We start from the raw sequence: 13072 nt of genomic DNA on the forward strand, positions 1-13072 counted from the left end.
TTATGATCCCGGGATGTTTTCGGGTAATTATTTCCTGATTTGAAATTAATCAACAAATTGTTCTGAAAGTTACGGTAAACACCATCAAGTCGTGCGAATTGTTGTCGTAATTGCATGGAGGGAAGCAAACGCTTCTGGGTGACGGGCACGGCCCGTCAATGACGACGCAAGACAGGAAGAAAGATGGTGTTCAAAGACCTGACGATCCGCGCGCGTATCGGTTTCACGATCGCGTTTCTGGCCGGGCTGCTGTGCCTGATCGGCGGGCTGGGGTTGTTCGGCATGGCGCGCGCGAACGACTCGAACCGCGACATTTTCACGAACCAGATGCCGAGCGCGGTCAACGTGGGGATCGCCGAGATATACGCCGCGCGCGAGCGCCTCGCGCTCGATCGCGCCGCGTTCGGCGCCGGCACACCGGAGGCGGCGGCGGCGACCGAACGCAGCCGCGCGATGCGCGCGCAGTCCGACGCGTGGTGGCAGAAGTACCTCGCGCTGCCGCGCGGCCCCGAGGAGGATAAGCTCGCGCAGGACGTCGCCGCGAAGCGCCAGGCGCTGCAGCGCGAGTGCGACAGCTTCGCCGGCGTCATTGCGGCGAACGATCATGACCGGATCGCCGACGGCGCGAAGCAGCTTCAGGTGCGCTACAACGAACTCTCGGTAGCGGGCGAGGCGCTGCGCAATTTCCAGTTCACCGACGCGCAGGGCGCGTTCGACCGGGCGGAATCGACCTACGAGACGCTGCGGATCGTGTCGGTCGTCGCGCTCGTGGCCGGGCTCATCGCCGCGCTGGTGTCGTACGTGACGCTGAGCCGCGCGATCGGTCAACCGCTCGCCGATGCACTCGCGCATTTCGACGCGATCTCCGCGGGCGACCTGCGCCGCCGCATCGTCGTGAAGCGCCGCGACGAAATGGGCCAGTTGCTGGAGGGCCTCGGGAAGATGCAGCGCGGGCTCGTCGAGACCGTCAGCACGGTGCGGGGCGGCAGCGAATCGATCGCGACGGCGGCCAAGCAGATCGCGGCCGGCAACATCGACCTGTCGTCGCGCACCGAGGAACAGGCCTCGGCGCTGCAGGAAACCGCGTCGAGCATGGAGCAACTGACCGGCACCGTGAAGCAGAACGCCGACAATGCGCGCCAGGCGAGCGCGCTTGCCGCGAACGCGTCGGAAATCGCGAACAAGGGCAACGTCGTCGTCGGGCAGGTGGTCGGCACGATGGGCGAAATCAACCAGAGTTCTGCAAAGATCGCCGACATCATCGCGATCATCGAAGGGATCGCGTTCCAGACCAACATTCTTGCGCTGAATGCCGCCGTCGAGGCCGCACGGGCCGGCGAGGAAGGCCGCGGTTTCGCGGTGGTCGCGGGCGAGGTGCGCAGCCTCGCGCAGCGTTCGTCAGGGGCCGCCAAGGAGATCAAGACGCTGATCGACGCATCGGTCGAGCGCATCCGTTCCGGCTCGACGCTCGTCGACGAAGCGGGGCAGACGATGACGGAAGTGATCAGCGCGGTGCAGCGCGTGACCGACATCATGGGCGAGATTGCAGCCGCGTCGGAGGAGCAGAGCGGCGGCATCGACCAGGTTGCGCGCGCGGTCGCGCAGATGGACGAAGTGACGCAGCAGAACGCGGCGCTCGTCGAGGAAGCGGCGGCTGCCGCGCAGTCGCTCGACGAACAGGCCGCGAGGCTGCGCGAGACGGTCTCGGTGTTCCAGCTCGACCATGGCGGGGCGCAGCGTCATGCGGCCGAGCCGGCTGCGGTGCGTCGCGTGACGCCGGCGCCCGCGACGGTTGCGCGCGAGAGCCACGACGCGCCCGCGCCGCGCGCGGCAGTCGCGCCGCCGGCCCGCCGCGCAGCTGCAGCGCCTTCCGCAGCAGCTGCGCCGGTCGCTGCCGGCAACGACGACTGGGAGACCTTCTGATTCCCGGGAATACTGCATGCATCGCGCATCTATCCCCATTTGCGTGACCCCCGAACGCCCGCCTCGCGCGGGCGTTTTTGCATCTGCAGCCGATGCGACATGCACGTGCGCAACCGTCATACGGGTATCTCCGTAAGGGTCATGCGAAAAAATAATTTGTAACTGCGCGTCGAGCGTGTCGTCCGGAATGCATGCTCGAACGTATAGGGATGAAGGGGAGGCGGTGTGGATTTCGCGATGCCCGGCACGTCCAACACACAAGACGTTCCGGTGCTCGACAAGACGCGACGGATGCAGTTTCGTCAGCTCGGGAGGTCGATTGTAGAGCGACGAATTGCGTTGTCCAAGTCATGTGTCGTCGATGACGAACTTCATACAACGAGTTCGTGAAAAAAAATAAGAAAGGGTTTAGGATGAATTCGAACGCGCTTGCTTCTGCGCAGTCACATGAAGGCAGGCACGTCTTCAGACAAAGGCGAGGGAGGTAGCATGGATATTTACAGCAGCTTCGCGAACCGCTTCGAAAAAACGCGAGAGGAAGAGTTCTCGCTGGAAGAGTACCTCGCGCTCTGCAAAAACGATCCATCCGCGTATGCTACGGCCGGCGAACGCATGCTGGCTGCAATCGGGGAACCTGAGCACATCGATACCCGCAACGAGCCGCGCCTGTCGCGGATCTTTGCGAACAAGGTCATCAAGGTCTATCCCGCGTTCCGTGAGTTCTACGGAATGGAGGAGGTGATCGAGCAGGTGGTCGCGTATTTCCGCCACGCTGCGCAAGGGCTCGAGGAGAAGAAGCAGATCCTCTATCTGCTCGGCCCGGTGGGCGGCGGCAAGTCGTCGATCGCCGAGCGTCTCAAGCAGCTGATGGAACGCGTGCCGTTCTATTCGCTGAAGGGCTCGCCCGTCAACGAATCGCCGCTCGGGCTGTTCGACTACGACGAGGACGGGCCGATTCTCGAGGAACAGTACGGCATTCCTCGCCGCTACCTGAAGAGCATCCTGAGCCCGTGGGCGGTGAAGCGCCTGCACGAATACAACGGCGACATCCGCCAGTTCCGCGTCGTGCGCCGCTATCCGTCGATCCTGCGGCAGATCGCGATTTCGAAGACCGAACCGGGTGACGAGAACAACCAGGACATCTCGTCGCTCGTCGGCAAGGTCGACATCCGCAAGCTCGAGCAGTACGCACAGGATGACGCCGACGCGTACAGCTACTCCGGCGGCCTGTGCCTCGCGAACCAGGGCCTGCTCGAGTTCGTCGAAATGTTCAAGGCGCCGATCAAGGTGCTGCACCCGCTGCTGACCGCGACGCAGGAAGGCAACTTCAAGGGCACCGAGGGGTTCGGCGCGATTCCGTTCGACGGCATCATCCTCGCGCACTCGAACGAGTCGGAGTGGAAGGCGTTCAAGAACAACCGCAACAACGAGGCGCTGCTCGACCGGATCTTCGTCGTGAAGGTGCCGTACTGCCTGCGCGTGTCGGAAGAGATCAAGATCTACGAGAAGCTGATCCGCAACTCGTCGCTCGCCGAGGCCGTGTGCGCGCCGGGCACGCTGAAAATGATGTCGCAGTTCTCGGTGCTGTCGCGCCTGCACGAGCCGGAAAACTCGAGCCTGTTCTCGAAGATGCAGGTGTATGACGGCGAGAACCTGAAGGACACCGATCCGAAGGCGAAGTCGTACCAGGAGTATCGCGACTACGCGGGCGTCGACGAAGGCATGACCGGCGTGTCGACGCGCTTCGCGTTCAAGATCCTGTCGCGCGTGTTCAACTTCGATTCGAGCGAAGTGGCGGCGAACCCGGTGCACCTGATGTACGTGCTCGAGCAGCAGATCGAGCGCGAGCAGTTCCCGCCGGAAACCGAGCAGAAGTACCTGTCCTTCGTGAAGGACGTGCTCGCGTCGCGCTACGCGGAATTCATCGGCAAGGAGATCCAGACGGCCTACCTCGAATCGTATTCGGAGTACGGGCAGAACATCTTCGATCGCTACGTCACGTATGCGGACTTCTGGATCCAGGATCAGGAATTCCGCGATCACGACACCGGCGAGAGCTTCGATCGCGCCGCGCTGAACGCGGAGCTGGAGAAGATCGAGAAGCCGGCGGGCATCAGCAATCCGAAGGATTTCCGCAACGAGATCGTGAACTTCGTGTTGCGCGCGCGGGCCGCGAACGCCGGCAAGAACCCGGTGTGGACGAGCTACGAGAAGTTGCGCGTCGTGATCGAGAAGAAGATGTTCTCGAATACGGAAGAGCTGCTGCCGGTCATTTCGTTCAACGCGAAGGGCTCGGCGGAAGAGCAGCGCAAGCATGAGGACTTTGTGAACCGGATGGTCGCGAAGGGCTATACGCCGAAGCAGGTGCGGCTGCTTTGCGACTGGTACCTGCGTGTGCGCAAGTCGTCATGACCTGCGTTGCGCAGCGCCCGTGCGGCTTGGCCGCACGGGCAACTTCAGAGACGCCGCCCGCGTGACGGGAGACGGCATGTGCGGCGAGCGTCCCGGCATATCGACTTACGAGCGGGAGACCGGGCGTGCTTCATCAAATCATCGACCGCAGGCTAGCCGGCAAGAACAAGAGCATTGCCAACCGCGAACGCTTTCTGCGTCGCGTCAAGAACTACATTCGTCGCGCCGTGTCGGACGCGGTGCGCGATCGTAGCATCAAGGACATCCAGAGCACGCAGAGCATCACGATTCCGCGCAAGGACATCGCGGAACCGACGTTCCGCCACGGTCCGGGCGGGCGCCGCGAGTACGTGCATCCGGGCAACGAGGACTACGTGCGCGGCGACAAGATCCCGCGTCCGCAAGGCGGCGCGGGCGGCGGCGGCAGCCAGGCCAGCAACGAGGGCGAGGGGCAGGACGACTTCGTGTTCGAGCTGTCGCGCGACGAGTTCATGCAGTACTTCTTCGACGATCTCGAGCTGCCGCGCCTCGTGAAGACGCACCTGCTGACGGTGCCGAGCTGGAAGAACGTGCGCGCGGGCTGGGCGGCGGAAGGCACGCCGAACAACATCGACATCGTGCGTTCGCTCAGGAGCGCGCTCGGCCGCCGCATCGCGCTCGGCTCGCCGCTCGTCAACGAGCTGCACGAGCTCGAGGCGCAGCTCGAAGCGCTGAAGCGCGACACCGAGGATCGCCGCGCGGAGATCGCGACGCTGGAAGATCAGATCCACCATCTGAAGGGCCGCATCTGGCGCATCCCGTTCATCGACCCGTTCGACCTGCGCTACATCAATCGCGTGAAGCAGCCGCAGCCGTCGAGCCAGGCCGTGATGTTCTGCCTGATGGACGTGTCCGGCTCGATGGACGAGCAGCGCAAGGATCTCGCGAAGCGCTTCTTCATCCTGCTGTACCTGTTCCTCAAGCGCAACTACGAGCGCATCGAGGTGGTGTTCATCCGCCACCACACGCGCGCGGAGGAAGTCGACGAGGATACGTTCTTCCATTCGACCGAAAGCGGCGGCACGGTCGTGTCGAGCGCGCTCGAGCTGATGCGCAAGGTGATGAACGAGCGCTACTCGCCGACCGAATGGAACATTTACGGCGCGCAGGCGTCCGACGGCGACAACTGGACCGACGATTCACCGAAGTGTCGCAAAATCCTGGAAGAGGATATCCTCACGAAGACGCGTTACTTCGCGTACATCCAGGTCGCGCCGGAAGAGCAGAACTTGTGGCTGGAGTACGCGCAGCTGATGCAGTCGCAACCGCATCTCGCGATGAAAAAAGTGGAATCGGCTGCCGATATTTACCCGGTGTTTCGCGAATTGTTCGAAAAGCAGGTGGAAATGTCATGACGAGCCGCCACCTGCACAGCGAATCGCGCGGCTACCAGCCGCGTCGATCCGGCGACGACACCGCAGGCCATGCCGCGACGCAGCAACGCGGCCACGCCGAACCATCGACGCCGTCCGCCGACTTGCCCGGTGCCGGGCAGAAGGAAGCGCGTATGAACGTTGCCGAACGCAAGCCGCTGCCGTGCCCGTCCGACTGGACCTTCGAACTGCTCGAGGAATACGACACGCACATCGCGCAGGTCGCCGAGCAGTATGAGCTCGACATCTACCCGATCCAGCTCGAGCTGATCAGCGCCGAGCAGATGATGGACGCGTACGCGTCGGTCGGGATGCCGGTCAACTACCGGCATTGGTCGTTCGGCAAGCACTTCCTGTCGACCGAGAAGAGTTACCGACGCGGCCAGATGGGCCTCGCGTACGAGATCGTCATCAACTCGAATCCGTGCATCGCATACCTGATGGAAGAGAACACGATGACGATGCAGGCGCTCGTCATCGCGCACGCGGCGTACGGTCACAACTCGTTCTTCAAGGGCAACTACCTGTTCCGGTTGTGGACCGATGCGCACGCAATCATCGACTACCTCGTCTACGCGAAGAACTACGTCGCGGAATGCGAGGAGCGCTACGGCCTCGACCGCGTCGAGGAGCTGCTCGATTCGTGCCACGCGCTGATGAACTACGGCGTCGACCGCTACAAGCGGCCGCAGAAGCCGTCGCTGTCGAAGGAGGCGGCGCTGCGCCGTGAGCGCGAGGCGTACCTGCAGTCACAGATCAACGAACTGTGGCGCACGCTGCCGCACCGGAAGCCCGAGCTGGCGGAGGAGCTGGAAGAGCGCTATCCGCCGGAGCCGCAGGAGAACCTGCTGTATTTCGCGGAGAAGAACGCGCCGCTGCTCGAGCCGTGGGAGCGGGAAGTGATCCGCATCGTGCGCAAGATCGGCCAGTACTTCTATCCGCAGCGGCAGACGCAGGTGATGAACGAAGGCTGGGCGACGTTCTGGCATTACACGCTGCTCAACACGCTGTACAACCAGGGCAAGCTGGAAGACGGCTTCATGATGGAGTTCCTGCATTCGCACAGCAACGTGATCTACCAGCCGCCCGTCACGAAGCCGTACTACAGCGGGATCAACCCGTATGCGCTCGGCTTCTCGATGATGAGCGACATCCGGCGGATCTGCGAATCGCCGACGGACGAGGACTACAAGTGGTTCCCCGAGCTTGCGGGCAGCCCGTGGCTGCCGGCCATGCACTACGCGATGCGCAACTTCAAGGACGAGAGCTTCATCGCGCAGTACCTGTCGCCGCACCTGATCCGCGAGATGCGCCTGTTCTCGGTGCTCGACGACGACATGCGCGACTCGCTCGAGGTGTCGGCGATCCACGATGACTCCGGCTACCAGTACGTGCGGCAGTCGCTGTCGCGGCAATATGACATCCACCATCGCGAGCCGAACATCCAGGTGTGGTCGGTCAACACGCGCGGCGACCGCAGCCTCACGCTGCGCCACTTCATGACCGACAACCGGCACCTGTCGAACGACAGCGACGAGGTGCTCAAGCACATGGCGCGGCTGTGGCAGTTCGACGTGTACCTCGAAAGCGTCGACGAGGCGGGCACCGTGCGCAAGCGCTACGAGTGCCGCTACACGCCGCCCGAAGTGCGCCTCTGAGCGCACCCGGGCGGCCCGCAACCTTGCATCCGGCGCCAGCCTGCGGGCTGGCGTTTTCATTGGATGAGCGGGAGATGGCCGGGAAGCGGGAGAAAAATTTTCTACATCCGGACGAACCCGGACAGTCCCTATCTTTACAATTCGCTAAAATTCGGTGGCGCATCGCACCGGAACCGGTGCCACGCGTGTCCGCACGCGGCGGTCCTGCGGCCGCCACGCCCAAAAGCACTACAAAGGAACAGACCAACCCATGGACGTCCAGACCGACCAAGCCGTGCCGTCCGCGCACGACACCCGGCGGCGTGTGTTCGCCATCGTCGGCGCCTCGTCGGGCAACCTCGTCGAGTGGTTCGACTTCTACATCTACTCGTTCTGCGCGCTGTACTTCGCGCCGGCGTTCTTCCCGAGCGGCAACACGACGACGCAATTGCTGAACACCGCCGGCGTGTTCGCGGCCGGCTTCCTGATGCGTCCGATCGGCGGCTGGCTGTTCGGCCGCATCGCCGACCGGCACGGCCGCCGCGCCGCGATGATGATCTCGGTGCTGATGATGTGCGGCGGCTCGCTCGTGATCGCGGTGCTGCCGACCTATGCGCAGATCGGCGCGTTCGCGCCGCTGCTGCTGCTGGTCGCGCGCCTGTTCCAGGGGCTGTCGGTGGGCGGCGAGTACGGCACGAGCGCGACCTACATGAGTGAAGTCGCGCTGAAGGGGCGGCGCGGCTTCTTCGCGTCGTTCCAGTACGTGACGCTGATCGGCGGCCAGCTGTGCGCGCTGCTCGTGCTCGTGGTCCTGCAGCAGACGCTGTCGGCCGCCGAGCTGAAGGCGTGGGGCTGGCGCATCCCGTTCGTGGTCGGCGCGGCCGCCGCGCTGATCTCGCTGTACCTGCGCAAGTCGCTCGACGAGACGTCGACGAGCGAGTCGCGCGACAAGAAGGACGCCGGCACGATCCGCGGCGTGTGGCAGCACAAGGGCGCATTCCTGACGGTGGTCGGCTTCACCGCGGGCGGCTCGCTGATCTTCTACACGTTCACGACGTACATGCAGAAGTACCTCGTGAACACGGCCGGCATGCACGCGAAGACCGCCAGCAACGTGATGACGGTCGCGCTGCTCGTCTACATGCTGCTGCAGCCGGTGTTCGGCGCGCTGTCCGACCGGATCGGCCGCCGCATGTCGATGATCCTGTTCGGCGCATGCTCGGTGATCGCCACGGTGCCGCTGATGCACGCGCTGAAGGAGGTGCAGAGCCCTGTCGCGGCGTTCGTGCTGATCACGGTCGCGCTCGCGATCGTCAGCTTCTACACGTCGATCAGCGGCCTCATCAAGGCCGAGATGTTCCCGCCGGAAGTGCGCGCGATGGGCGTCGGCCTGTCGTACGCGGTCGCGAACGCGCTGTTCGGCGGCACGGCCGAATACGTCGCGCTGTGGTTCAAGTCGATCGGCAGCGAGGAGACGTTCTACTGGTACGTGACCGCGCTGTGCGCGATCTCGCTGATCGTGTCGTACCGGATGCGCGATCCGAGCAAGGAAGGGTACCTGCGTCACGAGCCGTGATCGGTTGCGTACCGGCTCCGGCATCATGATCGACGTCCCGCCAATTGGCGGGACGTTTTTTTTAGGGCATGCAAGATGGCTTCAGGGCCGCCGCTTCGGAACCGGTCAGCCATTTCACGGACGGAATATGTTGCGTCGAGGTATGAGGAAAATTGATTGATTCACGCAAAAAATATCAATATCAATCAAGCCTGACCTCCCGCAAAATCGCCGTCGATCCCGGCTTCAAGGCGGCGAGGCCATGACGGGCCTGTCGCGAGGCCGGCGGAAATCGATGCAAGGGAGAGCAATACGATGACGACACGACGTCAGATACTGAAGCGCGGCCTGGTCGCGTCGGGCTCCGCGCTGCTTACCGGCACGCTGGGCAGCGCATGGAGCGGCGCGGCCCGCGCGCAAGGCGCGACGTGGCACATGCCGGACGAGGGCGCGCCGCACGCGGCGACCTGGATGGCGTTCGGTCCGAGCGAGGACATCTGGGGCGCGCGGCTCCTGCCCGTCGTCCGCGAGAACCTGGCGGCCGTCGCGAAGGCGATCGCCGCGCACGAACCGGTCAGGATGCTGGTGCGGGAACAGGACTACGCGATCGCGTCGCGCCTGTGCGGTGCATCGGTCGAGCTCGTTCAGCATCCGGTCGACGATCTGTGGATGCGCGACACCGGGCCCGTGTTCGTGAAGCATGCGTCAGGCCAGCTCGGCGGCGTGAGCTTCAATTTCAACGGCTGGGGCAACAAGCAGGAACACGATCGGGACGCGGAAGTGGCGCCGTTCGTGACCGAGCGCGCCGGCGCGCGGCTGCTCGACACGCGGCTGGTGCTGGAAGGCGGCGGCATCGAGGTGGACGGCGAAGGGACGGCGATCATCACGCGCAGCTGCGTGCTGAACCCGAACCGGAATCCGGGCGTCAGCCAGGCGCAGTGCGAGGCCGAGCTGAGCCGCCTGCTCGGGCTGAAGAAGATCATCTGGCTACCGGGCATCGCGGGCAAGGACATCACCGACGGGCATACCGATTTCTACGCGCGCTTCACGAGCCCGGGCGTCGTGGTTGCCGGGCTGGACCCGGATCCGTCGTCCTACGATCACGCCGTCACACGGCGGCATCTGGAGATCCTGCGGCAGTCGACCGACGCGAAGGGGCGGGCGCTGAAGGTCGTGGTGCTGCCGGGGCCGAAAACCGTGCGGCGCAAATACGAGAACGCGGAGTTCGCGGCCGGCTACATCAACTTCTACGTCTGCAATCGCGCGGTGATCGCGCCGGCATTCGGCGACAGCCGGGCGGACCGGAATACGCGCGATACGCTCGTCGACCTGTTCCCGGGCCGGGAGGTCATCCAGCTCGACATCGACGGCATCGCCGCGGGCGGGGGCGGCATCCACTGCACGACCCAGCAGCAACCGGCCTGAGCGCGGCCGCGGGCCGGCCCTTGCCTGGCCGGCCCGCACGCGCGCTGCGGGCCGCACGCGCGCTGCGGGCCGCATATCAATCCGGACAACTGATGAATAGCGCGGAATCCGTCCCGATGGACGAATACCGGCGCGCGCGCACGCGCACCGGCCGCGACATGGAGTGAATGAATGACGATGAAAGACAGCAAGACGAGTGCGCGCGAGCGCGCCCGGCGCATGCCGGATACGGGCCGCCGAGGATTCATCCGGCTTTCGGCCGCCTGGCTGGGCATGCCGCTGCTGGGCAGCCTGGCCGCGTGCGGCGGAGAGGGGGCGTCCGACCCGGCGGCGTCGCCGCGCACGCAGCCGTCGGCGCGGCAGGCCGCGTACCGGCTGCCGGCCGAGGATGCGCCGCATGCATTGACCTACATGGCCTTCGCGTCCGGCGCGGAAGGCATCTGGACACCGGTCACGCCGCAGAGCACGAATGCCGGCATCGACCGGGTTCGCGCGGACCTGATGGATGTCGCGAAGGCGATCGGCGCGTTCGAACCGGTCAACATGCTGGTGCTGCCGGGCGATCTCGACGCGGCGAGCGCGCTGCTCGCGACCGCGAGCGCCGCGAACCCCGACCTGCACGCGCGCTATGCGGCGCGCCCCGTGGGCACGGGCGGGATCAACCTGGTTTCGGTGGCCGACGGCTTCGACGATTTCTGGGTGCGCGACACGGGCTGCGTGTTCGTCAGGGACACGGCGAACGGCAATGCGCTGGGCGCCGTCGGCTTCAATTTCAACGGCTGGGGCAACGCGAACACCGATGGCGTGGGCGTCGGCCAGGGGGGGATCCCGCCGGCGGTCGCGGCCGCGAGCAACCGGTCGAAGGCGGGAAAGTTCTTCCAGCCGTTCGTCCGCGACAGCGGGGTGGCGGACCGGATGGCGCAGGCGCATGGCGCGACCCTGACCCGGAGCACGTTGACGCTCGAAGGCGGCGCGATCGAATTCGACGGCGACGCGACGGCAATCCTCACGGAATCCGCCGTGCTGCACGTGAACCGGAATCCGCAGCTCTTCGACATCCCGAACGGCTCGATCGCCGAAGCGACGCTGCTGCCGACGGCCCGGGACACCGTGCTCGCCGAACTGCAGCGCACGCTCGGCGTGCGCAAGATCATCTGGCTGCCGGGCACCGCGACCTATCCGCGCGGCGTCGCGACACCGGCCGCCGAGACCGACATCACGAACGGCCACGTCGATTTCTATGCGCGGTTTCTCGCGCCGGGCGTGGTCGCCTACTGCTACGACGCGGCGAACACGACCGGCGAGCAGGCGTTGACGGAGGTTCATCGGCAGCGCTTCGTCGGGCAGACCGACGCGAACGGCCGGCCGCTGCAGCTCGTCGAGCTCGTGCCGCCAGCCAAATTCGGCACGTCTGCCGGCACGAGCCTGACCGAGCGGCAGATGACGAATTTCGCGGCCGGGTACGTCAATTTCTACACCTGCAACGGCGCGATCATCGTGCCGAAGTTCAACCACGACGCGTCCGATGCGGCCGCGGTTGCCGCGATCCGGCCGTATGCGGGGAGCCGGGCGATCGTCCAGGTGGATATTCTCGGCATCGCGTCGGGCGGCGGCGGCATTCACTGCGCGACCCGGGAAGTTCCGGCGTGACGCCGTCGCGCGCTCGACGCGGCCCGCCCGCGGGCCGGTCGTGGCGTCATATCGATATCGAAATCGCTTCGTTGCCCGTGGCGCGCGTTTTCCTTAATCTGAACCCGTAGTTCGTGTGACACCTCCTTGACTGGGATTCGCGCCCGCTGGTTTCAGCGGGCGTTTTTTTGTGTGGCGCGCGGCGCGCTGACCTATGCTGGTTCCTGCATGTTCCGTGCGAAGCAATTTCGTCGGACCTGACCGGCGCGGCGCGCTTCGACGTGTCGGCGCGTCGTGCGCATGTCGATTCGATGGCACGTCACGTCAAGGAGAACCACGATGAGCAAACCCACGATCGTGCTCGTGCACGGCTTCTGGGGCGGCGCCGCGCACTGGGCGAAGGTGATCGTCGAACTCGCGCGCCTCGGGCATGCGTCGATGCACGCGGTCGAGCTGCCGCTGACGTCGCTCGCCGACGATGCGCAACGCACCCGCAAGATGGTCGCGCAGCAGCCGGGCCCGGTGCTGCTGGTCGGCCATTCGTACGGCGGCGCGGTGATCAGCGAGGCCGGCGACCTGCCGAACGTCGCGGGGCTCGTGTTCATCGCCGCGTTCGCGCCGGACGCGGGCGAAAGCCCCGGCGGGATCACGCAGGAACACCTGCCGGCGGCCGCGCCGAATCTCGCGCCGGACAGCGACGGCTATCTGTGGATCAAGCCCGACAAGTTCCACGAGAGTTTCTGCCAGGACCTGACGGCCGACGAAGCGCTCGTGATGGCCGTCACGCAGAAGGCGCCGCTCGCGAGCACCTTCGCGCAGCCCGTCAGCGCGCCCGCGTGGAAGTCGAAACCGTCGTGGTATCAGGTCTCGAGCGACGACCGGATGATCGCGCCGGAGAACCAGCAGCGGATGGCGGCGCGCATGCACGCGCGCAAGGTAGTCACGCTCGCGGCGAGCCATGCATCGCTCGCGTCGAAGCCGGTCGAGGTGGCCGCGTTGATCGACGAGGCGGCAAGCACGCTGGCCGCGTGATGATCAGGCGGGCGCCTTCATCACGAAATCCGCAGAGCAAAGCACCA

8 protein-coding genes are annotated in these 13072 nt (G+C 65.2%); all 8 read left to right on the forward strand.

Annotated features, from left to right (window positions below):
- Window positions 1–183: 183 nt before the first annotated feature.
- Window positions 184–1923, forward strand: a complete 1740-nt coding sequence (locus B7P44_RS08315; RefSeq protein WP_084902733.1) for a methyl-accepting chemotaxis protein — start codon at window positions 184–186, stop codon at window positions 1921–1923.
- Between the two features lie 489 nt (window positions 1924–2412).
- Window positions 2413–4335 (forward strand): PrkA family serine protein kinase, encoded by a 1923-nt coding sequence (locus B7P44_RS08325; protein ID WP_010092452.1) that lies wholly within the window; start codon window positions 2413–2415, stop codon window positions 4333–4335.
- 125 nt (window positions 4336–4460) lie between these two features.
- Window positions 4461–5729 carry a YeaH/YhbH family protein gene (locus tag B7P44_RS08330; protein ID WP_010092451.1) on the forward strand — a complete coding sequence of 423 codons (1269 nt, stop codon included), beginning with the start codon at window positions 4461–4463 and terminating at the stop codon, window positions 5727–5729.
- Window positions 5726–7405 carry a SpoVR family protein gene (locus B7P44_RS08335; RefSeq protein ID WP_084902736.1) on the forward strand — a complete coding sequence of 560 codons (1680 nt, stop codon included), beginning with the start codon at window positions 5726–5728 and terminating at the stop codon, window positions 7403–7405. The genes B7P44_RS08330 and B7P44_RS08335 overlap by 4 nt, the downstream gene beginning before the upstream one ends.
- Window positions 7406–7655: 250 nt before the next feature.
- Window positions 7656–8960, forward strand: coding sequence for an MFS family transporter (locus B7P44_RS08340; RefSeq protein ID WP_084902738.1), 1305 nt, complete (start codon window positions 7656–7658; stop codon window positions 8958–8960).
- 294 nt (window positions 8961–9254) lie between these two features.
- Window positions 9255–10364: an agmatine deiminase family protein gene (locus tag B7P44_RS08345; RefSeq protein ID WP_084902741.1), complete on the forward strand. Its 1110-nt coding sequence runs from the start codon at window positions 9255–9257 to the stop codon at window positions 10362–10364.
- 171 nt (window positions 10365–10535) lie between these two features.
- Window positions 10536–12014 carry an agmatine deiminase family protein gene (locus B7P44_RS08350; protein ID WP_084902744.1) on the forward strand — a complete coding sequence of 493 codons (1479 nt, stop codon included), beginning with the start codon at window positions 10536–10538 and terminating at the stop codon, window positions 12012–12014.
- A gap of 318 nt (window positions 12015–12332) precedes the next feature.
- On the forward strand, window positions 12333–13025 hold the full coding sequence (locus tag B7P44_RS08355; protein ID WP_084902747.1) for an alpha/beta hydrolase: 693 nt from the start codon (window positions 12333–12335) through the stop codon (window positions 13023–13025).
- Window positions 13026–13072: the final 47 nt, after the last annotated feature.

It is taken from the genome of Burkholderia ubonensis subsp. mesacidophila, from assembly GCF_002097715.1.
Lineage (GTDB): Bacteria > Pseudomonadota > Gammaproteobacteria > Burkholderiales > Burkholderiaceae > Burkholderia > Burkholderia mesacidophila.

What these genes read in the sequence shown, in the direction of transcription:
- B7P44_RS08315 (WP_084902733.1), top strand. Translation starts at nt 184, where the DNA reads ATGGTGTTCAAAGACCTGACGATCCGCGCGCGTATCGGTTTCACGATC.
- B7P44_RS08325 (WP_010092452.1), top strand. Translation starts at nt 2,413, where the DNA reads ATGGATATTTACAGCAGCTTCGCGAACCGCTTCGAAAAAACGCGAGAG.
- B7P44_RS08335 (WP_084902736.1), top strand. Translation starts at nt 5,726, where the DNA reads ATGACGAGCCGCCACCTGCACAGCGAATCGCGCGGCTACCAGCCGCGT.
- B7P44_RS08340 (WP_084902738.1), top strand. Translation starts at nt 7,656, where the DNA reads ATGGACGTCCAGACCGACCAAGCCGTGCCGTCCGCGCACGACACCCGG.
- B7P44_RS08345 (WP_084902741.1), top strand. Translation starts at nt 9,255, where the DNA reads ATGACGACACGACGTCAGATACTGAAGCGCGGCCTGGTCGCGTCGGGC.
- B7P44_RS08350 (WP_084902744.1), top strand. Translation starts at nt 10,536, where the DNA reads ATGACGATGAAAGACAGCAAGACGAGTGCGCGCGAGCGCGCCCGGCGC.
- B7P44_RS08355 (WP_084902747.1), top strand. Translation starts at nt 12,333, where the DNA reads ATGAGCAAACCCACGATCGTGCTCGTGCACGGCTTCTGGGGCGGCGCC.